Source organism: Pseudoxanthomonas dokdonensis, assembly GCF_001431405.1.
Lineage (GTDB): Bacteria > Pseudomonadota > Gammaproteobacteria > Xanthomonadales > Xanthomonadaceae > Pseudoxanthomonas_A > Pseudoxanthomonas_A dokdonensis.
Genome location: NZ_LDJL01000002.1, coordinates 336,840 through 363,288 on the forward strand (window position 1 = coordinate 336,840; position 26,449 = coordinate 363,288).

Annotated in this window: 22 protein-coding genes, 1 tRNA gene and 1 pseudogene; 13 read left to right on the plus strand and 11 right to left on the minus strand. The window is 62.0% G+C overall.

Features of this window, described 5'->3' with window-relative positions; all coding sequences use genetic code 11:
- Window positions 1–41 precede the first annotated feature (41 nt).
- From ABB29_RS02825 to ABB29_RS02840, 4 genes are all read right to left on the minus strand, one after another.
- Window positions 42–2,384: a glycogen debranching protein gene (locus tag ABB29_RS02825; protein WP_057657082.1), complete on the minus strand. Its 2,343-nt coding sequence runs from the start codon at window positions 2,382–2,384 to the stop codon at window positions 42–44.
- A 257-nt stretch (window positions 2,385–2,641) separates the two neighbouring features.
- Entirely contained in the window at window positions 2,642–3,214 is a 573-nt protein-coding gene (locus ABB29_RS02830; RefSeq protein ID WP_057657083.1) for a HupE/UreJ family protein, read from the minus strand.
- 7 nt (window positions 3,215–3,221) lie between these two features.
- Window positions 3,222–4,046 carry a DUF4198 domain-containing protein gene (locus tag ABB29_RS02835; RefSeq protein ID WP_057657084.1) on the minus strand — a complete coding sequence of 275 codons (825 nt, stop codon included), beginning with the start codon at window positions 4,044–4,046 and terminating at the stop codon, window positions 3,222–3,224.
- Between the two features lie 75 nt (window positions 4,047–4,121).
- Window positions 4,122–5,180, minus strand: coding sequence for a DUF4331 family protein (locus ABB29_RS02840; RefSeq protein WP_057657085.1), 1,059 nt, complete (start codon window positions 5,178–5,180; stop codon window positions 4,122–4,124).
- Between the two features lie 632 nt (window positions 5,181–5,812).
- Between ABB29_RS02840 and ABB29_RS02845 the strand changes: the two genes are divergently transcribed.
- The 7 genes from ABB29_RS02845 to ABB29_RS02875 all read left to right on the plus strand — a co-directional run bounded on the left by ABB29_RS02845 (window position 5,813) and on the right by ABB29_RS02875 (window position 13,281).
- Window positions 5,813–6,532: a hypothetical protein gene (locus tag ABB29_RS02845; protein ID WP_245622521.1), complete on the plus strand. Its 720-nt coding sequence runs from the start codon at window positions 5,813–5,815 to the stop codon at window positions 6,530–6,532.
- A gap of 264 nt (window positions 6,533–6,796) precedes the next feature.
- A complete protein-coding gene (locus ABB29_RS02850; protein ID WP_057657135.1) occupies window positions 6,797–7,390 on the plus strand; it encodes a hypothetical protein in 594 nt (197 codons plus the stop codon).
- Between the two features lie 20 nt (window positions 7,391–7,410).
- Complete coding sequence (locus ABB29_RS02855; protein ID WP_057657086.1) at window positions 7,411–9,000, plus strand: phospholipase effector Tle1 domain-containing protein; 1,590 nt, start codon at window positions 7,411–7,413, stop codon at window positions 8,998–9,000.
- Window positions 9,000–9,581: a hypothetical protein gene (locus ABB29_RS02860; RefSeq protein WP_157062466.1), complete on the plus strand. Its 582-nt coding sequence runs from the start codon at window positions 9,000–9,002 to the stop codon at window positions 9,579–9,581. Before ABB29_RS02855 ends, ABB29_RS02860 begins: the two co-directional genes overlap by 1 nt.
- Window positions 9,582–9,925: 344 nt before the next feature.
- A complete protein-coding gene (locus ABB29_RS02865; protein ID WP_057657088.1) occupies window positions 9,926–11,419 on the plus strand; it encodes a DUF11 domain-containing protein in 1,494 nt (497 codons plus the stop codon).
- A gap of 174 nt (window positions 11,420–11,593) precedes the next feature.
- Window positions 11,594–12,844, plus strand: coding sequence for a DNA (cytosine-5-)-methyltransferase (dcm, locus tag ABB29_RS02870; RefSeq protein ID WP_057657089.1), 1,251 nt, complete (start codon window positions 11,594–11,596; stop codon window positions 12,842–12,844).
- Between the two features lie 5 nt (window positions 12,845–12,849).
- Window positions 12,850–13,281 carry a very short patch repair endonuclease gene (locus ABB29_RS02875; protein ID WP_281177423.1) on the plus strand — a complete coding sequence of 144 codons (432 nt, stop codon included), beginning with the start codon at window positions 12,850–12,852 and terminating at the stop codon, window positions 13,279–13,281.
- Here ABB29_RS02875 and ABB29_RS16015 read toward each other — a convergent pair whose 3' ends face one another.
- Entirely contained in the window at window positions 13,282–14,622 is a 1,341-nt protein-coding gene (locus ABB29_RS16015) for an MvaI/BcnI family restriction endonuclease (RefSeq protein WP_170185839.1), read from the minus strand. It abuts the gene before it with no gap.
- A gap of 523 nt (window positions 14,623–15,145) precedes the next feature.
- On the minus strand, window positions 15,146–15,583 hold the full coding sequence (locus tag ABB29_RS02890; RefSeq protein ID WP_157062467.1) for a hypothetical protein: 438 nt from the start codon (window positions 15,581–15,583) through the stop codon (window positions 15,146–15,148).
- A gap of 160 nt (window positions 15,584–15,743) precedes the next feature.
- Between ABB29_RS02890 and ABB29_RS02895 the strand changes: the two genes are divergently transcribed.
- Entirely contained in the window at window positions 15,744–15,989 is a 246-nt protein-coding gene (locus tag ABB29_RS02895; RefSeq protein WP_057657094.1) for a helix-turn-helix domain-containing protein, read from the plus strand.
- A gap of 41 nt (window positions 15,990–16,030) precedes the next feature.
- Here the strand turns inward: ABB29_RS02895 and ABB29_RS02900 are convergent, their stop codons facing one another.
- Window positions 16,031–16,792 (minus strand): hypothetical protein, encoded by a 762-nt coding sequence (locus ABB29_RS02900; protein WP_057657095.1) that lies wholly within the window; start codon window positions 16,790–16,792, stop codon window positions 16,031–16,033.
- A 377-nt stretch (window positions 16,793–17,169) separates the two neighbouring features.
- Here ABB29_RS02900 and ABB29_RS02905 point away from each other — a divergent pair, with 377 nt between their 5' ends.
- Window positions 17,170–17,748: a hypothetical protein gene (locus ABB29_RS02905; RefSeq protein WP_057657096.1), complete on the plus strand. Its 579-nt coding sequence runs from the start codon at window positions 17,170–17,172 to the stop codon at window positions 17,746–17,748.
- A 227-nt stretch (window positions 17,749–17,975) separates the two neighbouring features.
- Here ABB29_RS02905 and ABB29_RS16535 read toward each other — a convergent pair whose 3' ends face one another.
- Complete coding sequence (locus tag ABB29_RS16535) at window positions 17,976–19,112, minus strand: ATP-dependent nuclease (RefSeq protein ID WP_342667041.1); 1,137 nt, start codon at window positions 19,110–19,112, stop codon at window positions 17,976–17,978.
- A gap of 563 nt (window positions 19,113–19,675) precedes the next feature.
- Window positions 19,676–20,005 (minus strand): annotated as a pseudogene (locus tag ABB29_RS16815) (AAA family ATPase); the annotation flags it as partial.
- 66 nt (window positions 20,006–20,071) lie between these two features.
- Here ABB29_RS16815 and ABB29_RS02915 point away from each other — a divergent pair.
- Entirely contained in the window at window positions 20,072–20,419 is a 348-nt protein-coding gene (locus ABB29_RS02915) for a hypothetical protein (RefSeq protein ID WP_057657097.1), read from the plus strand.
- Window positions 20,420–20,514: 95 nt separating this feature from the next.
- Here the strand turns inward: ABB29_RS02915 and ABB29_RS16255 are convergent.
- Together ABB29_RS16255 and aceE are read right to left on the minus strand one after the other, a co-directional pair.
- Window positions 20,515–20,606, minus strand: a tRNA-Leu gene (locus ABB29_RS16255).
- On the minus strand, window positions 20,586–23,276 hold the full coding sequence (aceE, locus tag ABB29_RS02920; protein WP_057657098.1) for a pyruvate dehydrogenase (acetyl-transferring), homodimeric type: 2,691 nt from the start codon (window positions 23,274–23,276) through the stop codon (window positions 20,586–20,588). The genes ABB29_RS16255 and aceE overlap by 21 nt, the downstream gene beginning before the upstream one ends.
- Before the next feature lie 231 nt (window positions 23,277–23,507).
- On the opposite strand from aceE, the gene ABB29_RS02925 reads away from it, so the two are divergent.
- The 3 genes from ABB29_RS02925 to ABB29_RS02935 are packed head-to-tail and all read left to right on the plus strand — an operon-like array spanning window position 23,508 to window position 26,324.
- Entirely contained in the window at window positions 23,508–25,499 is a 1,992-nt protein-coding gene (locus ABB29_RS02925; protein WP_057657099.1) for a SpoIIE family protein phosphatase, read from the plus strand.
- Window positions 25,500–25,501: 2 nt separating this feature from the next.
- Window positions 25,502–25,942, plus strand: a complete 441-nt coding sequence (locus ABB29_RS02930) for an ATP-binding protein (RefSeq protein ID WP_057657100.1) — start codon at window positions 25,502–25,504, stop codon at window positions 25,940–25,942.
- Window positions 25,929–26,324, plus strand: coding sequence for an STAS domain-containing protein (locus tag ABB29_RS02935; protein WP_425414719.1), 396 nt, complete (start codon window positions 25,929–25,931; stop codon window positions 26,322–26,324). The genes ABB29_RS02930 and ABB29_RS02935 overlap by 14 nt, the downstream gene beginning before the upstream one ends.
- Window positions 26,325–26,449: the final 125 nt, after the last annotated feature.

A 26,449-nucleotide genomic window follows, 5' to 3' on the forward strand; every position in this document is an offset into this window, starting at 1 on the left:
GTCCACGACGGGCCGCTTTTTGTTGGCGAAGGCGCTGTTGCTTATCGGGCAATCAGCAGCAACACCGAGCGCGACTGCAGACCGTAGCGGGTGTTCTCGCCGCCGATCAGCACTTCCGAGCCGGGTTCGACGATGCTGTCCAGGCCTTCGTTCCAGCTGGCGGTATCCATCACCCGGTACCACTGCTTGCCCGGGCCCGGCCATGGCAGGTTGAACTCGACATCGCCCTGCCAGCCGTTATAGGCCACATACACGGTGTCGGAACCGACCGGGTCGCCGAACTCGCTGCCATCGATGCGCCAGGCGATGGCATGGTTGTCCGGATTCTCGAAGTACGCCGGGTCGGCCTGGGCGCCATCGGGCCGGAACCAGCGCAGCTGTTCCAGCACGTTGCCGTTGTTGTCGGCGCCGGAATAGTAGTCGGACGGGCGCAGCGAGGGATGGTTGCGGCGGAACGCCAGCAGCCGTTCGGTGAAGACCTGCTGGTAGCCTTCGAACTGGTCGCGGGTCCAGTGCAGATAATTGGCCGACGAATCCAGGTTGTAGGGATTGTTGTTGCCGAACACCGTGCGCAGCCCTTCATCGCCACCGGTCATCATCGGCACGCCGGCGCTCAGCATCAGCAGGGCCATACCGGTACGCGCGGCCTTGCGCTGCTCGGCGCCGTTGCCGGCGTGATCCCAGCTGAGATTGTTGTCGGTACCGCCATCGGACGGACCATAGGGCCACGGCTGGTTGTTCTGCTTGTCGTTGTAGCTGTACAGATCATTGAGGGTGAAGCCGTCATGGGCAACGACGAAGTTGACCGAGTTCCACGGCCGACGACCATCATCCTGGTACAGATCATAGGAACCGGCCAGGCGGGTCGCCAGTTCGCCCAGGGTCAGCGGGATCACGCCGAGCCTGTTCTGATCGGTACGCACCGCATCGCGGTACTTGTCATTCCATTCCACCCAGCCCTGCGGGAAGTTGCCGACCTGGTAGGAATTGCCGCCAATCGCCCACGGTTCGGCGATCAGGTCCACGCCTGGACCGCCGTTGATGCCACGCGGCGCGATCTCGGCGGCGATGCGGTTCAATGCGGTGTTCGGATTGTCGCGATCATAGTTGAAGCAACCGTGCTCGCAGGTATTGCCCAGCACCGAGGCCAGATCGAACCGGAAACCATCGACACCCATCTCGTCACGCCAGTAAGCCAGCGAATCGATGATCAGGTTCTGTGCGATCGGGTTGTAGCTGTTGTAGTTGCCACCGACGCCGGTGTTGTCCCAGGAATACTGGTGGTCGTCGGTCAGCGAGTAGTAGGTCGCGTTGTCCAGGCCACGCCAGGACATGATGTTGTAGGTGCTGCGGCCATCGCTGCCACCCCAGGCGCCGCCTTCGCCGGTGTGGTTGTAGACCACGTCGATGTAGACCTTGATGCCGGCGTCGTGGAACGCTTTGACCATGTTCTTCCATTCCTTGCGCACTTCGCCCGAGGTACGCGGGGTCAGGCGCGCGGCGGAGTAGCGACGGTCCGGCGAGAAATAGTTGAGGGTCGAATACCCCCAGTAGTTGTCACCGTCGGTGCTGGCCTCGAGATGGTTGGTTTCGTTCTGGGTTTCCTGCACCGGCAGGAACTCCACCGCGGTGACGCCCAAACTGGCCAGGTACTCGGCCTTCAGCGCCGCGCCGGCGTAGGTACCGCGCAGCTCCTTCGGCACGCTGGGGTCGTCCATGGTGAAGCCGCGGACGTTGACCTCATAGATGATTTCATCGCGGAATGGCCGCTGCGGCTTGTCGCCGGTCGGGGTGTTGTCGGGCTCCAGCACCAGCCCCTTGGGCGCGCAGGCGGCGCTGTCCTTGGCCCGGTGCTCGGGACCGGAGGCCAGCAGAGTGCCATCGCGGCACTGGTCGTACAGCGGGTCGCGGCGGGTTTCCAGCGCGTACGGATCCAGCAGCAGTTTGTTCGGGTTGAAGCGGTTGCCGTCGGCATCGACGTCACTGATGAACCCGATCTGGCTGCCCTTGCGCCAACCCGGCTGGTACGGCCAGTTCGGCCCCCAGGCGCGGTAGCCGTAATAGATCGGCCCCTTGATGCCCCAGCGCTCGCGGATGGCCTGCACCGAAATGCTTTGCCGCCAGATGTTGCGGGTGTCATTGTTCTTTTCCATTACGAACGTGGCGACCGGCTCGGCGTCCTTGTAGTCCTTGTACAGTTCCAGCTCGATGCGGGTGGCATTGGCCGAAAACACGCGGAAGCTGATGCGGCCATTGTCCAGATAGCGCGCACCCAGGTTTTCCTGGTTGATTGCCGCGCTGGCGCTGCCAGCCGCGCCCAGCATGCACGCCAGCAACAAGGTGGCTGGCCAGCGCCGCTGCTTCAATCGGGTAGATGTTTCCATGACGATGAATCCCTCCGAGGATGTGGTAAGTCCTGCCCCTGCGGAGTCGATTATGTTCAGTTGCATCTGGCGCTATCGTGCGCGCCATCGCCATGCATTCGTATTCATCACCGGCAACTAAATATGTGACACTGAAGATCGGCAGTGCCAGCGGCTGCCAACCGCGGGCGCACTGGCATCGCGGCAGCGATGACCACGCCACTGCTCGGCTGCCGACGACAGCCATGCCCTGTCAAATCGCTTGAAACCCGCAGCCGTTACAGCCGGGTAAACAGATAAACACCGCAGGCGGCGCAGGCAAAGCCAAGCGCGCGCAGGATAATCCGGCCGTGCTTCAACCTGAGCAGCCACCATGCACCGACCGCGCCGACAATGTGCAGCAGCGCGGTCGTACTCAGGAACCCCAGGGTATAGCTGACCTTGTCTTCCATGACCGGCATTTCATAGCCGTGCGCATAGCCGTGGAAAACACCGAACAGGCCCACCCCGATCGATGCGATCAGCAGGGAAAACCGGCGCTCGAAACCAATCGCCAACCCCAGCAGCAGCACCGACAGGACGATGCCGGTCTCCACCCCGGGCAGCTCGACCTGTTCGAAGCCCAGCACCCCACCGACCAGCATGCTGGCGACGAACGCGGTCGGCACCAGCCAGATCGCACGGCCACCCATCTGGCAGCTCCATGCACCGATGGCGATCATCGCCAACAGGTGGTCGGTGCCGGACAGTGGATGCAACCAACCTGCCTCGACGCCGCTATGGGCGCTGGCGGCAGCGCTGGCCAACAGCATGGCCAGTGCCGGCAGCGCGAAGCGGAGCAGGCGCTTCATCGCTGAATCAGCGCTTGCCCGGCGCCGGGATCTCAAACGTCAGCGACGCCCACAGGCTTTCCCAGTCGCTGTCGTAGCCGTTGCTCGGCTCCATGTGGACGACGTTGAACAGCCACAGCCCGGCCTGGGGCAGATCGAAACTGACGTTGCCGGCGGCATCGGAGGTCGCCTGCAGCTCGACCACCGGGTCTGATTTCAGTTGCGCCTTGACCAGCGCGTTGGGCAGCGGTTCGCCATTGAACATGGCATTGACCTTGAACGGCTGGCCGGGCGCGTAGGCCAGCGGATCGCTGCGCGGCACCAGTTCCAGCGGCAGTCCACTCACCGCGTCGAAGCCCTGGCTGCTGCCATCGACAAACACAATGCTCTTGGCGCAGCGGGAGTAATCCTCACGGCCCGGCGTATCGCTCAGGCCACGCTGGCGGCGCATCTCGATGACATTGTTCAGGCCTTCCTCGGCCAGGTACTCGGTGAACTCATGGCCGCTCAGTTCGATATGCGAGGGATGGGTGCGCATCGCGACCACGGTGGCACCGGCCACGCGGGTCTTCAGGTTGCCCACCGCGAGTGATTCATCGCGACCGGCGACGTCGCGGGTGCCCTGCGCGTCGATGGCCCTGAACCATTCCACCTGGCCAGGCCGGCGGGTCGATTGCACGCCGGGCCAGGTCACCCCGATGCGCAGTTCGAATACCACCTTGCTGTCGACCTCGACCAGCGGGTCATGCGGCACCAGCCAGAACTCATGCGCTTGCGCGGCGCCCGCTGACAGCAGCAGGCCCAGGCAACAGACCAGCCCGGCGGCATGGCGGAACAGAACATGGGATGACATGGCTTGGCTACTCCTGCAAACAGGCAACGCACGACCGTAGCCGTGCGTTGCTGGATTCTGGATCAAGGTTGCGGATCAATTGACGGTGGTCGGAATGATGTACGGGAAGCTGGACTTGTACAGCTTGGGATTGGGGATCTTCTGATCCACCGGCAGCCCCACCATCAGGCTCAGGATCACGCTCATCGCGTCATCCGCCAGCGGACGACCGTTGCGCTTCTCCACGCTGTAGGTCGCCTTGGTGCCCGGCGCGTAGGTCAGCACGTCAGGGACCAGCAGGTCGGCGATCTCGTTGCCGTAGCGGATCGGTTCGGCACGCGAGTTGGCCAGCTCCGAGGCGCGCGCGATACGTGCGGCCATGATGTTCTTGAAGCTGCCACTGGTGGTCGGACGGGTCTTGTCGTATGCGGTCTTCAGCGCATCGTTCTCGAACAGCATGGTGTGCGAGACCAGCGGGTTGGCCGAGAACTGCACCTGCTCCCAACCGTCGCCCTGCTTGATGGCGGTGGTCATGAACACGCGGATTTCCTTGCTCAGCAGCGAGTTGGGCACGTCCAGCACGATGGTCGCCTGCTTGCGCCCGGTGAAGATGCTCTTGCCACCGGCCGCGGCCCAGATGCCCGGGTCATACGGGGTGCCGTCATTGAGCTGGGCGCGCATCGAGCCCAGGCTCGGCGAATTGCCGTAGAAGGGGTCTTTGATGATGCCGGTCCAGATCTTGATGCCGTTGTCCAGCTTCAGGGCCTTGTCTACATGGCCTTCGCCAATCTTGTCGCCCATCGCACCGGCGTCGGCATTGGGCGCATCCAGCATGTAGACCTGGTAGTTGCCGTTGCTGTCGTAGCGGAAGCTGAAGGTGTGGCCGGTCTGGTAATCAGCATCGTTGGAGACATGGATGTTGTACAGCGCGTCGGTCGAGTACAGCTCCTGCCCGGCTTTCGGCAGCGGATTGAAGCTCATGATGAACACGGTGTGGTCGGGGCGGTCGGACTGGAACACGTAGTTGTCCAACTGGTTCAGCGACTTCTCCTTGCGTACCAGCGAGCTTTCGAAATGATGGCTGGCCATGGCCTGTCCGCTGACGATGGTGCCGGCGGCAAAAGCCGCGGCGAGAGCGAGCGTCCTGTAGTTCATAGGTTCCTCCGGAGAATTGGGCTTGCATGCATGGCGCGCGACGCGGCATGTACCTGGATACGGCGATGGGTTACTGCGTGCAACAACGTCACCCCTTTTGACGTTCTTCGTTGGTGGATTGACCGCGACGCGGACCGCCCTTTCGAGTCGGCACATGCCGCTTGCTCGATGCCTGCGTGGCCATGTCACCCGGGGCCGGAGCGACGCGCTGCGGTGACCCCGGATTCTATGGATGCTCTACCGGCAACGTCCACCCGCAGCGCCATGAGGGTCTGCCGATTCGTCGTGCAACGCAAGCAAGGCAAGGCGCTCCAGCGAGCCGCTTGCCGGCATCCCAGCCCGGCGAAATGTTAATCATGTCGTCTATCGTCGACTGCATTTGTGACTTTGGCTGCGCCCCGGCTTTCATAGCCGCCCGCAAAGCAGGCCGCCAAGCCGACCAGTCACTGGAACCGGTGTCTCGTCCATCTGCCCGCGGCCACGGCACCCATACCAGAAGATGCCTCTACAGCTTCCGCTTGCCGTGTTTCCGGCAATGGCGGTAGTGTCACCGTCATGCGCACGCCAACGCTGCGGTCACGGCGAGCACGGCAGCGCAGTGAGCTTCGCAGTACGCAACGGACATGCACGCAATGTTGGACCGAAATCAGCGCAGCAGCACCCTGTCTGGCCGGCATCCCGGTCGAGCGCAGCCAATCGCCTGGCTGCTGCTGTTCGTCCTGCTGCTGTTCGTCCTGCTGCTGGCCGGCTGTCACCCCGTCAACCTGCCAGCAGATGAGCTGGCACGGCCACAGCCCGGCATGCCCGGCTATGTGCCGACCGATGCCAATGGCATTGTCCATATCGATACCCGCTATCCGATTCCGTTTGATCAGCACAGTTTCGGCACGGCGTATTACGACACTTACGACTGCAAAGTTCTTTACAACAACATGTACGTGGCCGACCAGTCGATCGGCGGTCCCGTTGGGGAGAAGTCAGTCTCGTCGGCATCATTGGGCGACCTGTATCCCAACAAGGTGCTGGATGGTGCACCGTATGGTGGTATTCGCAACTTCCCGCCGCCAGCCAAGGTTACTTGGCGCTCGAAGGACGGCCAACCGCACGAGGCGATGGTCGATATCGGCGCCATCTTCAAGGACCAGGTGGTGCTGCACAAAGTGCCGCAAGACCAGTTGCCACCAATTCTAACCGCGCCCATCTTTCCCGACCTCATTCTGGAGGTCAACGACCGCACCATCAATGTCTATATGCGGGGCCGTGTTCCCACCCGCGATGAACAGATTCCCGGCAACAGATACAGCTTTTTCCGGGATGACCTGATGCTCGCCTACAGCAAGACCTATGACTGATTCGCAAGGAGACAACGGATATGTCTGAAGCCAGATATCGCCTGGAATGCGAGCGTCGTTCAAGCTGGAACTGCTTTGTGACGCTTGCCAGCGGTTCGAGCCAGCGACAGCTCGCTGGAAACTTCGATGCGTTAGGCTGTCAGACGTACCCGTGCTTTGTTTTTTGCAAGGACATGCAAGATGCCAGCTGATTCTGTTCGCCCCCACGCCATGCGCCTGGGCTGGGCGCTGCTCGTTCCACTTCTGTTTGCCGGATGCCATGCCATGAACACACCTCCCGACCAGACCCCACGACCTCAGCCAGGCATGCCCGGCTACGTACCCACCGATGCCAATGGCATCGTCCATATCGATACCCGCTATCCGATTCCGTTTGATCAGCACAGTTTCGGCACGGCGTATTACGACACTTACGACTGCAAAGTTCTTTACAACAACATGTACGTGGCCGACCAGTCGATCGGCGGTCCCGTTGGGGAGAAGTCAGTCTCGTCGGCATCATTGGGCGACCTGTATCCCAACAAGGTGCTGGATGGTGCACCGTATGGTGGTATTCGCAACTTCCCGCCGCCAGCCAAGGTTACTTGGCGCTCGAAGGACGGCCAACCGCACGAGGCGATGGTCGATATCGGCGCCATCTTCAAGGACCAGATAGTGCTGCACAAAGTTCCGCAGGACCAGTTGCCACCGATTCTGACCGCGCCCATCTTTCCCGACATCATTCTGGAGGTCAACGACCGCACCATCAATGTCTATATGCGGGCACACGTCAGCACTCGCGTATTGCAGGAGCTTGGCAATCCGCTCAGTGATTATCGTAGCGACCTGATACTTGCCTACAGCAAGACCTATGACTGATTCGCAGGGAGACAACGGATATGTCCGAGAAGATTGACCCGGCCCGACCGGATGGGGTGGATACCTATCCCGTCGACAGCGCCATGCTGTCCACGTATGACAGGGCCAGGGCAGAACTCAAGCGCTTCCAGGTGCCGGTACTGGCCGGGGGCCCGCATCAGCGCCTGTTCGTGGCCAATTTCGATGGCACCGGCAACGATATGTATCAGGAGCCTTTGCGTATCACCAATGTCGGGGTGTTCGGCAAGCAGATCGAACAAGCCAGTCGTGAACGTGGTGCAAATGTGGCAGGCCATTACGTCACTGGTGTCGGCACCCAGGACAACGGCATTGTCCGCCGGATTGATGAAGCGGTCGGTTACAGCTATGGGCCGCGTATGGAGCAGATGTACTTTGACTTCATCACCCAGGCCAAGGAATGGCAGCGAGAAGACCCCAATGCCGAAATCAGCCTGGCCTCGGTCGGTTTCAGTCGCGGTGCGGTGACGGCGAGCCTGTTTACCCGCCTGGTCCATGAGCGCGGCATCCAGAACCCCGATGGCATGATTCTGGAGCGTGGTGCCGATGGCCAGCTCATCGGCATGACCCCGACGAAGCGACCACTGGTTCCACCCGGCCAGACCCGGCAGGTGCTGGGGATGTTCGACCCGGTGGCCACAGGTGATTTGAACCTGGCTGACGTGCGTCCGGCGCCCTCGGTGGTGTCGGGCTTGCAGATTACCGCCTTGCATGATGCCCGCGACGTCTTTCTCATCAAGTACATCTTTGACCGCGGCGTGTCCGCCGATGGCCGCTTCCTCAACGTGATGGTCCCCGGCGCGCACAGTGATACCGGCGGCAGTTATCTGCTCAATGGCTTGTCTGTGCGCAGTGGCAACCTGATGGCCGGCTGGTTGAACACCGTGGCCGGACAGCCGCTGTTGCAGGACCAGCCGGTGCCCAGCGACCCGCGAATGAACGTGGTGCACCGTTCCGAGCAACACCTGGCCATCTACACCACGCTGGGCTTCGATGCGGCGGGCCGACGCCTGGGGACCGAGGACCTGGCCGGCAATCGCGTCCTGCCCAGACAGGAGGCCAACAATCCCTTGCCGGCCGACCCGGCGTTGATGCGCGGGCTGGACTACCGGCCGGTGCAGCTGCCCGCCGAGCGCTTTGATGACAGCGTGCCGGCATTCCTGCTGCCCGAGCCGGGACCGGCGGCGCCCACCGATGTGCAGTGGAACCAGCTGTGGCAGAACACACCGCTGGGGATGCAGCCGGGCAACGGGCCGCAGGCACCGGGCAAACGACCGGGCCAGGGCGTGGACGCCGACTACACGCCGGCGCACGACCCGCGGGTGGCGGCGGTGCTCAATGCCGCGGACCGCGGTGACAGGGACACCATCATCGCCATCGGCCGCGAGTACGCGCAGACCCCTGCCGGCCAGGCCTGGCTGCAACAGGGCCGTGACGAACTGGACCGGCAGCTGGCCCAGCGGGCACGCGAGCAGCAGGCACTTGAAGAGCGCGCACTGGAACAGCAGGCGCGTGAACAGGAGCAGGAGCAGCAGCGCATGCTGGCGCTGCAGGCAGAGGAACCACAACGTCGCCAGGGCAGGTCGATATGATGGAGTACGGCAAGGAACAGGACCCCCACGCACTGGCATTGCAACTGGCCACGCTGACCGCGCAACTGGACCGCAGCGTCGGTCAGCTGCAACAACAAGGTGGGCAGAGCATGCGCGCCATGCAGACCTCGGCGCAGACCCTGGCCCAGCAATCGCAGCAGCTGGCCGGTGAAGTGGTGCAGGCCGTCAGCCAGCAGACCCACGGCGCGATGGTCCATGGCCTGCAGCAGAGCCTGACGCCGCTGCACCAGGCCACCCGCGATGCCGGCGCCGTCACCACCGCACTGGCCCAGCAGCTGTCGGCCTTGCGCTCGGCGCAGCAATCACTGGTCTGGAAAGCCGGCCTGGCCTTGATCATCGGCAGCGTGTTGGTAGTGGGCGGTTGCGGCTGGGCTGTGTGGAAGACCCAGCGCGCATTGAAGCAGGCAGAGTTCCCGACACAGGTGCTGGAGGCCACCCGCTCCGGCGCCATCACCGTATGCGGTGAGGCGTTATGCGTCAAAGCCGGCAGCAAGCCACAACACTACGGCCAGAACGGCGATTATGTAGTGGTGCAGCCGACCGCGAGCGGCGGACAGTAGATAGCAGGCAGGGCGTTACGTTCGCAATCTCGATTCATGCCGCGAACCAGCAGTTCGCCGGAGCATGCGCCATACCGGTGGCAATTGCGCCCGTCGGCAGCGAAACTGGATCAGACACGAAACAACACCATGCGTGTCAGTTGTGTTTGACCGGCGACGGGCAAGGTTCATCCCGATGCCGTCTGTCGGATAGTTTGCTGGTAGCTGCCCCATCGCTGCCGCGCACCGGCATTATCCACCGGGTAGTGTCCGGGCAGCTTGATTGAGCTCCCTGCAGTAGAGATGACGAAACAGCTATCGTCCCTTCGGAGGCCTGTTTGCGAACTCCTGCCCTACGCAATCGAATGACCTGTGTACTGCTGGCACTGCTCGCCGCGCTGGCGACCACGACCGTGCATGCCCAGAACGCGCCCGGCGATGATCCGGACGGTGATGGCATCAGCAATCTCACCGATCTGGATGATGACAACGACGGCATCCTCGACAGCGACGAAGGCTATGCCGAAACCTGCGCCCTGCGGACGACCGCCGATGCGGTGGTGGCGTCGATCCCATCGGAATTCGGCACCGGCCGCGAAGTCGAGCGGACCAATGACGGCCAGTTGACCACTTTCGGCGGCGCGCCTTCCGACGAGAACCCGGCCGACGTGCTCGGCGATGTTACCTACTCGTTCAACAGTCCGCTGCCGGTGCTGCGCGCCATTCGTTTCTATTCCAACGCCGGTACCGATCTGAGCAGCGGCCAGATTCGCCTGATCGACACGGTCACCCTGCTCGACGATCAGGGCAACACCCTGGCCCAGGTCAGCAACGTGGCGATCGCCCAGGCCTCGCAGGCACCGGGCTATACCGAGATCACCTTTGGTACGCCAATCGCCGAAGTCGCTGCCGTGCGCTTCACCAACCTGCGCGCGCTGGATTCCGACTTGGCACTGTGGCGCGATGTTTTCTACGACTTCTGCTTCCCGTCCTCCGGCAACAGCGACGCCGATGGCGATGGCGTCGGCGATTCCTTCGATCTGGATTCGGACAATGACGGCATTGCGGATCTGCTGGAAGCGGGGCTGGCGGCCGGCGATATCGCGGCGCTGGCGGCGGCCAATCCCAGCGGTCGTTATGGCGGCGCGGTGAATGCCAACGGCGTGCCGCTGGCGGCCAATGGCGGCAGTGGCTGGGGCCGCGGCTCCGGCATCACCCTGGATGCCGACGCTGACGGCATCCCCGATGCCATCGAGGCCCAGCCTACGGTCGGCTATGCCAGCGTCGAGGAGGGCAACATCGATGCCGCCGGCGTCACCAATGCCGGCGCTGGCCTGTTTGCGCCGCTGGACACCGATGGCGATGGCACGCCGGACTTCCGCGACACCGACACCGATGCCGACGGGATCGTCGATGCCGACGAAATCGCCGCCCCGATCAGCGCCACCTTCGCCAGCACCGATGGCGGCGTCGACCCATTGACCCTGCAGAACCTGCAGAACCCGTCCACGCCCGAGGTCGACTACCGCGAGGCGAACCTGCCCGACCTGTCAGTGGTCAAGACCGGCCCGACCGACCCGGTGCTGCCCGGCCAGGTGGTCAGTTTCAGCCTCACCGTCAGCAACGCTGGCGCCGGTGTCGCCAATGCCGTGCTGACCGATTCACCCGGCAGCGGCCTCGACTGCACCCAACCCAGCGCTGACGCCACCTGCACCGCCAGCGGCGGCGCCACCTGCCCCAGCGCCAACGTACCGGTCGCCGATCTACTGGGCAGCGGCATCACCCTGCCCGACATGCCGCAGGGCGGCGAACTGGTGGTGATGCTGCAATGCACGGTGACGGCGACGGGGGAGCCTTAGCGGTTCGTCAATCTCAGGGTTTGCGAACGCCAACTGGGAGGATCCCGGGCCTGACCCCAGTGGTCTACAAGGTCGATCGCCGTAGTCCTACGTCACGCCGCGACGATTTCCGATTTACCACTTCTCCCACGGGAATAAATTGGACATACTGTCTGACGAATTCCCGGAGCACTCATGAACACGTACGAACTGATAGACCGATCCCTTCAGCGTTTCAGTCCCAAAGAGGTCGCCCAGGCACTGGGCGTGGATCCCAAGACGGTCCGCCGCTGGCAGTTGCGTGAGACCGAGCCCAAGCCCTACATCGCCGATGCGATCCGGCAGCGTCTGCTGCCCTTCGGTGATCCGCCGTCGGGTGAAGGCAAGTTCCGTTTCATCGATCTGTTCGCTGGTATCGGCGGTATCCGCACCGCGTTCGAGAAGCAGGGTGGCCGCTGCGTGTTCACCAGCGAGTGGGACCCGTACGCGGTAAAGACCTACAGGGCGAACTTCCACGACGGCCCGGACCACGTTTTCGCCTCGGACATCACCAAAGTCCACGAGGACGACGTTCCGGATCACGATGTCCTGCTCGCGGGCTTCCCCTGCCAGCCGTTTTCCATTGCGGGTGTATCCAAGAAGAATTCACTGGGGCGTCCACATGGTTTCTCCGACAAAACCCAAGGCACGTTGTTCTTCGATGTGTCGCGCATCATCGATGCCAAGCGTCCACGGGCCTTTCTTCTGGAGAACGTCAAAAACCTGATAAGCCATGACAAGGGCCGCACGTTTTCGACCATCATCGACGTCCTGCAGAACGAGCTTGGCTATCACGTGCATTACCGGGTGATCAATGGCAAGCACTTCGGCCCGCAGCATCGCGAGCGCATCATCATAGTAGGCTTCCGCGACGAAACCCCGTTCACCTGGGATGACCTTGAGTTGCCGGACCTCGCCGTCTCGCCGCGCATGGGCTCGGTGCTGCACAAGCAGGATGGCAGCGAAGGCAGGGGACATCCCTATATCGACGGTCCCAAAGGCAAAGTCCTCGACAAGTACACCCTGTCGGACAAGCTTTGGGACTACCTGCAGAACTATGCTGCCAAGCACCGCGACAAGGGCAATGGATTTGGTTTCGGCCTGGTGACCTCACAGAGCACCTGCCGTACGCTGTCGGCGCGCTACTACAAGGACGGATCCGAGATTCTGGTCTCCCAGGGCACAAGGAAGAATCCGCGCCGCCTGACACCACGTGAATGTGCACGACTGATGGGCTTCGATGACAACTTCCGCATTCCCGTCTCGGACACCCGTGCCTACAAGCAGTTCGGCAACTCGGTGGTGGTCCCGGTGATCGGGGAAGTCGCACGCATCATGGTGCCCCATCTGATCCAGGCACCGGCTTCTTCATCGGCCAGGCCGGCGAGGAAGAAGGCGAAGCGCTGACCTTGGTGGACAGCCTTACTCCGGAGCAGCGATCCGCGCAGATGTCGCGCATTCGCAGCAAGGATACGAAGATCGAACTCGAGGTCCGGCACGGACTCCACAGAATGGGGTTCAGATACCGGCTGGGCGGCGCGGGCCTTCCCGGCCGGCCCGACATAGTCCTTCCGCGGTATCAAACGGCGATATTCGTACACGGCTGCTTCTGGCACGGGCATACCTGCCATCTTTTTCGTGTACCCAAAACCCGCACCGAGGTCTGGAGAACCAAGATTGAAGCCAACCAAACGCGGGATGGACGCAATGTGGCCGATTTGAGGAAGGCGGGGTGGAAGGTCGAGGTTGTCTGGGAGTGCGAACTGAGAGGCAGAAGCATCCAGGAGCGTACTCAGCTCCTGGAACGACTTGGGCAGCGGATACTGTCGAACAGGATCGCTTGATCAAGTGCCTTCAAGTACGTCAACTATTCGGTTTTTTTCGTACAGGGACGCCAGCTTTCTACTGTCCACGCGGAATTGGCTGCGACGCTTTATTTCAGGATGTTCACTAGCAGCTTTCTCCATCTTCAATCCAGGGTCGTAGTAGACGGCGCCCTCGGCAAAGGCGCGGAGCAGTAGTTTGAACTTCGCGCCTTCCGCCAACATGACGTTGCTGCCATATCTGTAACGGATGGTGGGACTTCGCTGCAATTGCGAAGGAACGAACGCCGCTTTGGCGTGCTTCATTCGCCAATGATTCATCAGCTTGGCAAAGCTCCACGAAGCAGCGACCTCGTCCGCCCGGTCCAGAAGTGCGATACAGCCATCGCCGTCGAATGTTTCCTTCCTGCTGTCATAGCCCTGCAGAACCAGACGTAGCCCTGTGAGGCTGTGAGCATCTCCACCGGATCGATAGACGCCACCAAAATTAATTCGATCGGCCCGTCCTTTCCTGTCTTCATAGCCCCACGTGCGAATGAAATACTCAGGGCCCGCATCCACATAGGCTCCACCCGACGGCTCCGGGGTCATAAGCGTAATTCGCGTTGAACGCGGGCGCGCCAGTGAAAATACACCGTGCTGCTTCACTTCCCATCCGTGAAAGTCCGGCTCTGCCCGGCCATTGGAAAGAATCCCAAGATGACTCTCCAAAGTAACGCCGCCACAGTTAGGACCGAGACAAGGCCTGTGACTTCCGTCAGGCTGGAGATAGACCGGGTCCAGCCAACCAGCAAGGTGAATGCTGCGGAGCCTGGAAATGAGCAAAGTCTCCGACGAAGTTCCGGTATCGCCTCCAAGCTCGAATCGATGCAGTACGCCATATGGTTCTCCGTCCTGCTCCAGCAGACACTTGGCCTCGGCACTCTCCGGGGAAAATGCAGTGGTGATCACGCGCCCGTCAGGGAGAGGAGCAAGCAGAAGTACGCGCCCCGGATTACGGCCAGCACGCTTGATGTCGAATAGATGCGATGGAGCCGCCGGGCAGTCGCGTACGAAACCGGAAAGCCGTACTTCACTGTACTGCGGATAGAGAATCAGTTTCGCATGAGGCGCTTGCACCAGAGAGTAGTCTTCGCCGAGCCAGTACATATTGACTGCCGAACGGAAAATTGGCCCGCGCTTTGCCCCGGCTTTCTGCGACGTGCCAGCAACCAGCTGCACTTCGCCTGTAGGAATCTTGCCTAGAGCCGAGACATCTCCCGCTAGATAGATCTGGTTCTTGCCGTTGTCGTTCGGCGCCAGCCTCTTTACAAGAACCTCTGTCGCGCCAAAGCCTGCAAGGACCCGGCCAAGGTCACTCAACGGAAACTGCCTCTGCATTCCTCTGCCACCCCCTGTTGACGTGGACGCAACCATCATTCCGCATTGGATGATAGCGCAACTGCTTTCACTTCGGACACGTCATTAAATGCAATCTGACTCTGGAGCGACAGCGTGGTTGGCACACAGCCTGTCTTCGATGACCAGCGCCAACATCATAAGAAATGGTTGCAGTTCTTCAACGGCAGCTGGTCCAGTTCGGGGGCGACTGGTTCCGTGTTATCAGTCGCTTCGATCACATCAGGATCGCAGTCAGGACAATGACGAAGGGTCAGGCATTGTCTGATGTGGCTGTGCCGAAAAGCAAAGCGCCTGTTCGCTTGCGCACCGCCGACATATGCGCCCACGTTGAGGATGCTGGTCACGCGTTGCAGGTCGCACGGATTCCAGTGTCCTGTAGCCCGGGTAAGGCCAGCGGCCGCACCCGGGGTGCATCGTTCATTACGCAAAGAGCCCCGGGTGCGCTTCGCTTACCCGGGCTACGCTGGCTGCTGTCTCTTCCGGTCTAGCAATTCCCAGCGCGCGCGGCGGCGATGCGTGCGGCGACTTGGGGGTGGTCGCGGTAGTAGGCGGCGTTGTCGGCGAGGGTGTGCCAGCGTTGCTGGTCGCGCAGCAGGCGCAAGACGTGGCGGGCCAGGGACAGCAGTTGGTGGTTGTCTGGCGGGCAATCGTTTTCCAGCGTGGTTTCCATCAGGCTGAGCAGCAACTGGGCGCAGGCCAGGCAGTTGTCGCCCTCGTGCGAGGCATTACCGGCGATGGCATCCAGCCGGTCGCGGCACAGTGGGGTGATGCCGGTGTCGGCCAGGCTGATGGGGTCATCGCCTGACAGCAGATGGATAAGCCGGGACAGCGGGGTGGATTCGGCCGAAAGACCGGCCACCGTGATCTGGGGGGCTGGTTGCTGCGCGGACAGTGATGGGTTGCGCGGGCGCTGGCTTCTCATGTTGTTGACCTCCATGGCGTGACGATGTGCGCACCCGCAGTCCCGCAGGTGCGATCTGCCGACTGCCCCCAGCGTATAACCGAGACGACAATCGATGAGATGTTTAAACAGTAGAGTTCTAAGCTGTAGATTGTCAAGCAGTAGGCAGTGACTCTGGGCCATGGTCAAGAAGTCATCGCCCACCCCGCCTGCCGCCAGTGCACGCCAGCGCATTTCCGCCAACCTCAATCGCCTGCGCAAGGCGCGTGGGCTGAGCCAGGAACAGCTGGCGGAACTGGCCGAGTTCCACCGTACCTATGTGTCGCAGCTGGAGCGCTGCGTGACCAATATTTCCATCGACGGCCTGGAACGGCTGGCGCAGGCGCTGGACGTGGATGTGGTGGATCTGCTGAAGAAGGCTGGCTGAGCCAGCCGATTGCGCGTGGTGAACTACAACGGGGAAACGATTTAGCTGAAGCGCCTGCGGTGGTGTTCCAGCGTGTGCGCGACCTTGGCCAGGGCGGCTTCCACTTCGCGGCTGAAACCACCCGGTGGCAGCTCGCGCACGGCCGAATGCGCGGCGCAGACGAGGCGGGTGTCCGACCAGCGGTGTGCGAGGTCACGCGCCCAAGCGGCATAGGCGTCGGCCGCGCCGGCACGGTGGCTCAGCGCCTTGCCCAGCATCGGGTGCATGCGCAATGCCGACTGTGGCAACACGCGCTTCAACACCCCCGGGGCGGCGAGGACGTTGAGGGTGTCATCGACGTGGACGATGCCGCTGGCCCGGTGCCGCACCAGCACCGAGGCCACGTGCACCCGCTCGTCCGGGCAGACGAAGTCCACGCCATCGGGCACCGAAAAATCGAAGGTATCGGCCAGCAGATGATCGTCGCCCCAATGCTCCAGCGGCTCACCCGCCCACGGCAGCGACGGCAAGCGCTGGCGGTGCCGCGCGGTGCCATGCAACCGCGCCGCCGGCAGCAGCCGGTGCAGCGCTTCCACATGCAAAGTATGGAACGGGTGCACATGGATGACCGCATCCACCAGCGCACCACCGTCGGTCAGCGCCAGCAGCGCCGCCCGGCCATCGTCGTCCAGCGGCGCGCCGTCGACGAGCACGAAGCGACCGTCCACTCGACGCACCGCCGACATATGCGTGCCCACGTTGAGGATGCCAGCCACGCGTTGCGGGCCACGGAGGTTCCAGAAGTGGTCTGCGAGTTGCTGCATGGGGCTACGGTGGCGGATGGGCTGTGAAGGAAGCGCTTAGACCTTGGCAAGGCCGAGGTCCGCGTGGATGGCCGGCGTGCAGGTCATGCTTTCCCGTCCATCGTCCGGGGCGGAATCAAGCCCGCCTTGGGCAGGCATCCCAGCGTTCGGCTTGTGACGTTGCGTCCTGTAGCGGGGGTAAGGCCAACGGCCGCACCCGGGGAACATCGTTCATCACTCGAAGAACCCCGGGTGCGCTGCGCCTACACGGGCTACGCTGACTCTTACCCCTGTTTGTTTCGTTTTCCAGTTTCACTCCGCTAAACTGCAGAGCAAGATTAAATCGCATCTGAGCGTGCGACAGCCCTCAAGAATCAACTCAGCTGGCGGAGGAGCCAATGGCAATCGACGTCGATGCTAGGCATTCGGCTCATGGGCACGTGGTACATGCCGCTATCACCTTGGCCGAAAGCATTCGCTCTTCCCCGAAGCATGAGCCTAGGCATTTTCTTCCGCTTGCGGTATTCATCGCCTTTTCATTCGAGGCTTATATGAACGATGTGGGCGCGCGAGTGTGCGAATTCTGGGACCAAGTGGAACGTAATCGTTGGCGGGAGAAGGTCGAGATACTGCATTCGCTAGCCGGCAAGACTACCGACTGGGGCCGCGACCCGCTTCAGTTTGTACATCAAATCTTCGCGCTTCGCGATTCGTTGGCTCATGGAAAGCCGAGAAACGGAAGATTCGGCCCGTTCGATAGCACCGCCCAGATGCGTGATCACATGCGGTCAGAGGCTACGAATCCGAGTCATTTCAAGCATCTCAACCTGACATGGCTCGAAACCTCGATGAAACGTTTTCATGCGGGCATGAAGTACTTCGCGGCCTTATATAATCTTCCGGAGAACGATTACCTGCTGATCGCTAAGACACAGTATGAAGGCTGGGTAGAGGAAGGCGAAGACTTACCCATTTAGTCTCGGCACTGCGTAGCCGCTCTTACTCTGCACCGCGACCTATCGTTTGGTGTCATCCACGACAACCGGAGCTGTCTGGGCTGACCCTTGCCGACCTAGGGAAGAACCGCTGGGCTCCGAGCAAGACTTATAAGCCCGGGTAAGGCCAACGGCCGCACCCAGGCTGCGTCGTTCATCACGCAAAGAGCCCCGGGTGCGCTTCGCTTACCCGGGCTACGCTGGCTGTTTCACTTTCGCGGCAAGAGTGCGTTTAGTGCTTTAAATGCCTGCTCAAATCGGTCGAGCGATTCGTTCACCTCGGCAGAGTCTTCAGATAGAACCTCTTGATGGTGCAAAAGCCAAGACGCGGGAGTGAAGTGGTCGAATTCGGGTACAGAAGCATCCATTACATTGAAAAGTGCTTCTACCTGTTTAACCTGTCGAATGACGGCTTCGGGCTTCGTGAAGTCGTCTTCCTTCAGTGCGTTCTTTCCTTTAAGTCCGTACGTTTCGTTGACAATCTTAGCTAGTAGAGCAGGGCTAAAGAAATCCTCGATGTCACTCTCTTCTTTTCCAGTGAAGTCTGTCGCGACAAGAATTCCCTCGGCTTTGAGGATCTGAGAGGTGCGGAGGCGCTGAACCTTGCTCTTGTCGCCGGTGCCATAGTCGCAAAGAGCCGCGATATTTATTCCCTTTCCGCTGAACAAGGATGCGAACGATTGCACTTTGTCTATGCCGCCAGAGGGGCACACTGTCCAGCGGGTATCTAATCCTTCACGTTTCCGCGCTTTCAATGCGTGAGAGGCCGCCTGCAAATAAAGAATATCTGAGGGCCCCTCCACCAGGAGCGTATTGGCGCCCACGAAAAGGGATTGTGTGACTTCGTAGCCGAGATGTGCCTGCAAGGGGAACAGAGTGTCTTTATCGACGGTCAGAACGTCAGCGGAGACTTTGGTTCCTTTAACGATTGGGCGATTGCGTTCATCGCGTTCAATGACATCTTCCACAACACGTACATCTTCAAGTCGATCCACCGGAACCATGAACGGCGAGTGCGTACTATAGATGACTTGATGCTGAGGTAAGAGTCTCTCAATTATGTAGCGGAGCAGGTCGGCTTGTGCCTTGCCGTGCAGAGTAAGTCCGGGCTCATCCAGCAGGATTACTGCTCCCGGCGCTTTCTTACGCATTTGCTTGAATTGCGCCAAGAAAGAGAAGAACCATACAAAGCCTGCGCTCCTTTCAGAAAGTGGAACGTCAACTTTATGATTGGCGTTGTTAATGCGAATTTTTGCGACCGTTCCCGAATTGAATGGCGGGGATCGTCTCTTAGGCCCTGAGCAAATTCTATGTTGACCGCTAGGGCGTCGTTCTGGCTCCAGAATTCAAATATCTCATCAGTTATATCGTTAGACGCGCCTTGGCATTTGGCTTTCAGCTCTTCGAGTCGAGTGCTCGCTTGGAGTTCTTCAATTGAGGTTCCCGCGTACTCTAGGAAGTCGAGAAATATCTGGTCTGCCGGTTGTATCGGGCGCGAATGCTTTTTGTCGTCCTGAAGCTTGCTGACGGAAATTTCGCCAGCCATTCGGTCGTAGTGAGACGTGTAGAAAAACTTGGGGACCTGTAGGAGGTCGATAGCCTTAATGACTGCTCGTCCTTTGCGGAAGGAATCAATCTCTGCTTTGACCGCTTTTAGTGCGTCTGAAGCATCTGTTGTGTTGCCGATTTCTTCGCTTAGTTGCGTGAATGAAATCTTTCCGAATTTGGTTAGTTCGGCACCTTTCACGCTGTGTTTTGCGAGCAAGTGCTTCGCAACTTTGGAGTCATCAATATTGATACTCCAAAAGTTCATTTTGCTGCCGAACTCGCTTTCTACTTCGACCTCATCAGACTTTAAGCACCCTTCGCCAAGAGTGCTTTCCACTTTTTTCTTCTCGGCTGCGGAGAGTTTCCAGACGGTGGCTGCTACACGTGCATCGCTTTCGCCGTGCCGATCTTCGTACCTCACGAGATGTCTGCGCGGGTAATCACGAATCTTGTCGTACCGAAAGTCAGAGAATGAATTGATGCCATGCAAGGCTGATAACACAGCAGTCTTGCCAGCTTCATTCTTTCCAACAAGACAAGTCAGTTGTCCAACCTCAAACCAGCCGGTGTCCTCGGCTGAACGAAAGTTGCGAACCCGTGCTTTGATTAGCTTCATGCTGCCCCCGGATATGGAAACGTTGCTGCCCCGTATGAAGAAGGTAGGGGCTAGACACTTCGCATTCAATAGCATTCGCGTCTCGACCCCTGCGACTAGGGGTTGCTACATACTGAGTGAGTAATCTTGCGGGAGGACTTTATGGATCGATGGAAGTGGGTGGCGGTTCGGGCCTACGGCCCCGCCGCGTTCGCGCTGCTAGTGGCAGTGGTGTCGGTGGTCGTGCTCTCGCGGTGGCAGGCAACCCCGCTGCTGGCCGGGTTTGTGGTGGTCGGACGCTGGGTGCCGCTGCTGGCGCTAGCGGCCACGCTGTGGCTGGTGGCTATGCCGACCTACAGGCTGGCGCAGTGGCAGCGCGGCCAAGGGCTCGATTGCCCGCGCTGCGGCGGCCCGCTGGGGCACGAACGTATCGGTCACCAGCGTATGGGCGGTGCCTACCGGCGTTGCTATGCGTGCGGCGACAACGTGAACCACCGGCACTATGAGTAACAGGCTGTAGCACCGGCTACCGGCCATGTACCGGCCACGGGCCGCGCAGGTAAAACAAAGGGGTTAGGCCGCGAAGCCTAACCCCTTGTTTTATTTGGTGCGAAGGTGGGACTCGAACCCACACGGTTTTAAGGCCGACGGATGTTGAGTCCGCCGCCTTCAAACATCAAACACCAACCGGGTTCGCCTTCTCCACATCAATCTTGTACTGCTTGATCGCGCGGGCGACGTCCTTGCCGGTCATCTTGCCTTCCTTGGCCAGTGCGTCGATGGCGGCGTGGGCGATGTAGTAGCGGTCGACCTCGAAGTGGCGGCGCAGGTTGGCGCGGGTGTCGCTGCGGCCGAAGCCGTCTGTGCCGAGCACGGTGTAGTGGCCGGGGACGAAGGCGCGGATCTGGTCGGCATAGCCACGCACGTAATCGGTGGCGGCGATGGCCGGGCCCTGGCGGCCTTCCAGGCACTGGGTCACGTAGGCCTTGCGCGGGGTCTTGGCTTCGGGGTTCATGCGGTTCCAGCGTTCGGCGTCGAATCCGTCACGACGCAGCTCGTTGAAGCTGGGGCAGGACCAGATATCGGCGCTGACGCCGAAGTCCTTGTCCAGCAGTTCGGCGGCGGCGATGGCTTCGCGCAGGATGGTGCCGCTGCCGAGCAGCTGCACGCGCAGTTCGCCCTTCTTCGGTTTGCCGGCGTCGGTCAGCAGGTACATGCCCTTGATGATGCCGTCAGCCGCGCCTTCCGGCATTTCCGGGTGGGCGTAGTTTTCGTTCATCAGGGTGATGTAGTAGTACTCGTCGCGCTGGTCTTCCATCATCGACTTCATGCCGTGCTGGAGGATGACGGTGACTTCAAAGCCGAAGGTCGGGTCGTAGCTGCGGCAGTTGGGAATGGCGCCGGCCAGCAGGTGGCTGTGGCCGTCCTCGTGCTGCAGGCCTTCGCCATTGAGGGTGGTGCGGCCGGCGGTGCCACCGAGCAGGAAGCCACGGGTGCGCATGTCGGCGGCCTGCCAGGCAATGTCGCCGACGCGCTGGAAGCCGAACATCGAGTAATAGATGTAGAACGGCAGCATCGGCACGTCGGACACCGAGTAGCTGGTGCCGGCGGCCATCCAGCTGGCGATTGCGCCGGGCTCGCTGATGCCCTGCTGCAGCACCTGGCCGGACTGGTCCTCGCGGTAGTACATCAGCTGGTCGGCATCGACCGGCTTGTACTTCTGGCCGTACGGGGCGTAGATGCCGATCTGGCGGAACAGGCCTTCCATGCCGAAAGTGCGCGCTTCGTCGGCAACGATCGGCACGATGCGCGGGCCCAGTTCCTTGTCGCGCAGGCTGATGTTGAGGGTCTGCACGAAAGCCATGGTGGTGCTGTAGGTGCGCTCGCCGCTGTCCTTCAGCAGGCGCTCGTACTTGTCCAGGCCGGGCACGACGAAGGACTTGCTGGCCTTCTGCCGGCGCTGCGGCAAGTTGCCGCCGAGGGCGGCGCGGCGCTCCTTCAGGTACTGCACTTCCGGCGAGTCCTCGCCGGGGTGGTAGAACGGCACCTGGCCGTCTTCCAGCTGCTTGTCGCTGACCGGGATGTTGAAGCGGTCGCGGAACATCCGCACCGAGTCGTCGTCGAGCTTCTTGGTCTGGTGGGTCGGGTTGAGCGACTCACCGGCGCTGCCCATGCCGTAACCCTTGACGGTCTTGGCCAGGATCACGGTCGGCATGCCCTGGGTGTTGACCGCTTCGTGGTAGGCGGCATAGACCTTGTGCGGGTCGTGGCCACCGCGGTTGAGGCGCCAGATGTCGTCGTCGGACATGTTGGCCACCATCGCGGCGGTTTCCGGGTATTTGTTGAAGAAGTGCTCGCGGGTGTACTTGCCACCGAAGGCCTTGCAGTTCTGGTATTCGCCGTCGACGGTTTCCATCATCAGCTTTTTCAGCACGCCGTCGGTGTCGCGGGCCAGGAGCGGATCCCAGTAGCTGCCCCACAGCAGTTTGATGACGTTCCAGCCGCCGCCGCGGAACACGCCTTCCAGCTCCTGGATGATCTTGCCGTTGCCGCGCACCGGCCCGTCCAGGCGCTGCAGGTTGCAGTTGACGACGAAGATCAGGTTGTCCAGGCCTTCGCGGCCGGCCAGGGCGATGGCGCCCAGGGTTTCCGGCTCGTCGGACTCACCGTCGCCGATGAAGCACCAGACCTTGCGGTCGGATTTTTCGATCAGGCCGCGGTGTTCCAGATACTTGAAGAACTGCGCCTGATAGATGGCGCCGAGCGGGCCCAGGCCCATCGACACAGTCGGGGTCTGCCAGTAATCGGGCATCAGCCACGGGTGCGGATAGGAAGACAGGCCGCCGCCGTCGACTTCCATGCGGAAGTTGTCGAGCTGGGCTTCGCTGATGCGGCCTTCCAGGAACGAGCGCGCGTAGATACCCGGCGAGCTGTGGCCCTGGATGAACAGCAGATCGCCCGGGTGGTTGTCGCTGGGCGCGCGCCAGAAGTGGTTGAAGCCGACGTCGTAGAGGGTGGCGCTGGAGGCGAAGCTGGCGATGTGGCCGCCCAGGTCACCGGGCTTGCGGTTGGCGCGGACCACGGTGGCCATGGCGTTCCAGCGGATGATCGAGCGCAGCCGCCATTCGATGGCCGCGTCACCGGGCGACTTGGCCTCGTTGGCCGGGGCGATGGTGTTGACGTACTCGGTGGTCGGCGAGAACGGCAGGTAGGCGCCGTTGCGGCGGGTCAGCTCGACCATGCCTTCCAGCAGCTGGTGCGCACGCAACGCGCCGTCGGCGTTGATCACGCTCTGCATTGAATCCATCCACTCGCGGGTTTCCTGCGGGTCGGGATCGCTGTGCAACATTTCATTCAACCAATTCATCGCCACTCCACTCCAATTGCACGCCGCGCGTGGGCACGGTCGTCGTCAGGTTCAAGAACCCTGAAGTGTAGCGCACGCCGGCTTTGACAATGATGGCTACGGCCCCGTATGGCGGCGTTTTGCGGCTGTCCAAGGGACATTTGGACAACACCAAAATCAGACCTGTGACGGCGGCTTAATTGTGATTTAGCCTATGATGCACTGGCGGGGATTCCGCTTGGGGGCGCTGGCTTGGAAGCGACGCGGCAGGACGTGCAGACGGCAGTATCCGACCCTGGTCCGGGCAAGATTGCCTGGTGGCACAGCCTGCGCATGCGCATCGCGCTGTGGGCCGGGGTGGTCAACGTGTTGCTGGTGCTGCTGCTGACCGCGGCGATGTCGTGGTTTGCGCATTCGCTGATTGTCGACAACGCCCGCCGCAACACCGTCAATGCAGCGCGCGACACCGCCGGCCGGCTGGACAACGCGCTGCGCTCGGTGACGGTGACCACCCAGGGGCTGTCGGAACTGGTGGTCAATTCGCAGCTGACCCGGGCCGAGCTGACCACCACCCTGCGGGCGATGGTCAAGGCCACCCCCGGCAGCACCGGTGGCTCGCTGGTGCTGGAGCCGCACAAGGGCGAGCCGGCGTTTGCCCGCTACATCAGCGCCAGCGGCAGGGAACGCGACCGCGACCTGATTGCCGCCCATTACGACTACCAGGCCCAGCCGTGGTACCAGCGCACGCTGGCCTCGCCGGGTGGCTGGTGGTCGGAGCCGTATTTCAGCGAAACCGCCGGCGGCATCTGGATGGTCACCTACAACATGCCAGTGCGCGGCAACGGCCGCCGTGCGCGCACGCTGGGCATGCTCAGCCAGGACCTGCCGCTGGACTACCTGACCCGCAATTTCCGCGCCCTGGCCGAGCTGCCGGGCTGGCGGGTGCGGCTGGTGGCGCCGGAAGGCACGCTGGCCTACGACCCCAGCGTGGGCGTGCAGGACAGCGTCTCGCTGGTCAAATACATCCGCGACAGTGGCCGCCCGGATCTGCAGCCGGCGCTGGAGGCCATCCGCCTGCAGCAACCGCTGGAACTGACCCACGTCGATGCCGTCAGCAAGCAGGCGGTGTACACGATGGTGCAACCGGTCGGCCAGAGTGGCTGGACGCTGATGATCGGGCAGTCGTATTCGCTGGTGATGGCGCGCCTGCACAAGGCACTGGCGCTGCTGATTGTCGGCGGCGTGCTGGTGGCGCTGCTGTGCATGTTCGTGGTGCGCAAGCTGGCCAAGCGGATCAGCCGGCCGATGGAGGAGCTGACCGAATCGGCGCGCTATCTGGAGCAGGGTTATTACGACACCGCGGTGGCCCACACCGGGCGCCGCGACGAGGTCGGCCTGCTGGCGCGCACGCTGGACCACGCGCGCACGTCGATCCAGCAGCAGCTGGATGAAATCGAGGAAATGGGCGCGGCGCGGCAGAAAATGGAGAGCGAGCTGGCGATTGCCCGCGACATCCAGCTGTCGATGCTGTCGCCGGGCCGCCAGCTGCAGGCCGGCGGGCACACGCTGGAAGCCCACGCGCTGCTGGAGCCGGCCAAGCAGGTCGGCGGCGACTTCTACAGCTTCATCGAAGCCGAAGGCCAGCGGCTGTGGTTCGCGATTGGCGATGTCTCCGACAAGGGCGTGCCGGCGGCGTTGTTCATGGCCCGCACAGTGACGGTGCTGGAAGTGGCGGCATGCTCGGGCGCATCGCCCAGCGACGTGCTGGTCGAAGCCTCGAAGCGGCTGGTCGAAGGCAACGACACCTGCATGTTCGCGACCGTGCTGTGCGGCTACGTCGACATCCACAGCGGCTACTGCGTGCTGGCCAGCGCCGGCCACGAGGCACCGCTGATCGTGCATGCCAACGGACATTCCGAATTCATCCCGGTGCCGGCCGGCGCGCCGCTGGGGTTTGAAGTCAGCGACAGCTTCGCCCAATGGCGCGGCCAGCTGTTGCCCGGCTCGACCCTGCTGGCCTATACCGATGGCGTCACCGAAGCGTTCAACCCGGTCAACGAAGCCTTCGGCGAGCAGGCCTTGCTGCAGGCCACGCTGGCCGACAGCGACGCACTGCGGCAATGCCAGCACCTGGTCGAGCGGGTGCATGCGTTCGCGCGGCCGGCCGAGCAATCCGATGACATCACGGTACTGGCGATCCGCCTGTGCCGCGATGACGTGCCCTCTTCTCCCGAAAGGCCCTGAGCATGCTGATCCACCTGACCGTCCCCGGCGAGTCTTCCCACGTCGAAGATCTGAACACCGCGCTGGACGCGGTGCTGAGCCGCCACCGCATCGACCAGGCCGTGCGCGACGACGTGCGGCTGATTGTCGAGGAACTGGCCAGCAACGCCATCGGCCACGGTGGCGCCGACGTCAGCCAGTCGCCCGAACATGCGCTGTCGGTGCACCTGGTGCTGGACGGAGACCTGCTGCGGCTGGAATTCCGCGATACCGGCAGCGCCTACGACCCGTTGGCCGCGCCCGACCCGGACCTGGATGCCGATGTCGAGGATCGGCCGATTGGCGGGCTGGGGATTTTCCTGATCCGGCAACTGGCCGAAGACATCGCTTACGAACGCCGCGACGACCTCAACATCCTGCGCATCAGCCTGCGCCACCCACCCTTGGAGAATCCCGATGCTTGAAATCCAGATCCAGCGCAGTGGCAGCGGCAGCGACCGGGTCAGCCTGTCCGGCCGCCTGGATACCCACAGCTACCAGCAACTCGACGACGCCCTGGCCCCGCTGCTGGCGACCTCGACGCCGGGCTCGCTGGTGCTGGACCTGTCGCTGCTGGAGTACATCAGCAGCGCCGGCATCCGCTCCATCTTCAAGGCCCGCAAGGCGCAGGCCGCCAACGGCGGCAAGCTGCTGGTGGTCAACCCGCAACCGCAGATCCAGAAAGTCTTCGACGTGGTCAAGGCAGTACCGCTGAACGATATCTTCGGCTCGGTCGCCGAAGCCGACGCCTACCTGGACGCCATGCAACGCAAGGTGCTGGAAGGCGACGATGGGGATGATGATTGAGGGTGAGTATGCGAGTGGGGCGGCCCCACGCTGGCCCTCGTATCAAGTACGGCGCTGCTGGAGCGCCCCCACCCCAACCCCCGTATCAAGTACGGGGCAGGCTCTCCCCCGTAAACGGAGGAGGG

Bases quoted from the DNA above. Each gene is read 5' to 3' on its own strand.
- ABB29_RS02895 (WP_057657094.1), top strand. From the start codon at position 15,744: ATGGTCAAGAAGTCATCGCCCACCCCGCCTGCCGCCAGTGCACGCCAG.
- aceE (WP_057657098.1), bottom strand. From the start codon at position 23,276: ATGAATTGGTTGAATGAAATGTTGCACAGCGATCCCGACCCGCAGGAA.
- ABB29_RS02840 (WP_057657085.1), bottom strand. From the start codon at position 5,180: ATGAACTACAGGACGCTCGCTCTCGCCGCGGCTTTTGCCGCCGGCACC.
- dcm (WP_057657089.1), top strand. From the start codon at position 11,594: ATGAACACGTACGAACTGATAGACCGATCCCTTCAGCGTTTCAGTCCC.
- ABB29_RS02860 (WP_157062466.1), top strand. From the start codon at position 9,000: ATGGAGTACGGCAAGGAACAGGACCCCCACGCACTGGCATTGCAACTG.
- ABB29_RS02835 (WP_057657084.1), bottom strand. From the start codon at position 4,046: ATGTCATCCCATGTTCTGTTCCGCCATGCCGCCGGGCTGGTCTGTTGC.
- ABB29_RS02915 (WP_057657097.1), top strand. From the start codon at position 20,072: ATGGATCGATGGAAGTGGGTGGCGGTTCGGGCCTACGGCCCCGCCGCG.
- ABB29_RS02850 (WP_057657135.1), top strand. From the start codon at position 6,797: ATGAACACACCTCCCGACCAGACCCCACGACCTCAGCCAGGCATGCCC.
- ABB29_RS02900 (WP_057657095.1), bottom strand. From the start codon at position 16,792: ATGCAGCAACTCGCAGACCACTTCTGGAACCTCCGTGGCCCGCAACGC.
- ABB29_RS02830 (WP_057657083.1), bottom strand. From the start codon at position 3,214: ATGAAGCGCCTGCTCCGCTTCGCGCTGCCGGCACTGGCCATGCTGTTG.
- ABB29_RS02930 (WP_057657100.1), top strand. From the start codon at position 25,502: ATGCTGATCCACCTGACCGTCCCCGGCGAGTCTTCCCACGTCGAAGAT.
- ABB29_RS02845 (WP_245622521.1), top strand. From the start codon at position 5,813: ATGTTGGACCGAAATCAGCGCAGCAGCACCCTGTCTGGCCGGCATCCC.
- ABB29_RS02890 (WP_157062467.1), bottom strand. From the start codon at position 15,583: ATGAGAAGCCAGCGCCCGCGCAACCCATCACTGTCCGCGCAGCAACCA.
- ABB29_RS02855 (WP_057657086.1), top strand. From the start codon at position 7,411: ATGTCCGAGAAGATTGACCCGGCCCGACCGGATGGGGTGGATACCTAT.
- ABB29_RS02865 (WP_057657088.1), top strand. From the start codon at position 9,926: ATGACCTGTGTACTGCTGGCACTGCTCGCCGCGCTGGCGACCACGACC.
- ABB29_RS02825 (WP_057657082.1), bottom strand. From the start codon at position 2,384: ATGGAAACATCTACCCGATTGAAGCAGCGGCGCTGGCCAGCCACCTTG.
- ABB29_RS02905 (WP_057657096.1), top strand. From the start codon at position 17,170: ATGGCAATCGACGTCGATGCTAGGCATTCGGCTCATGGGCACGTGGTA.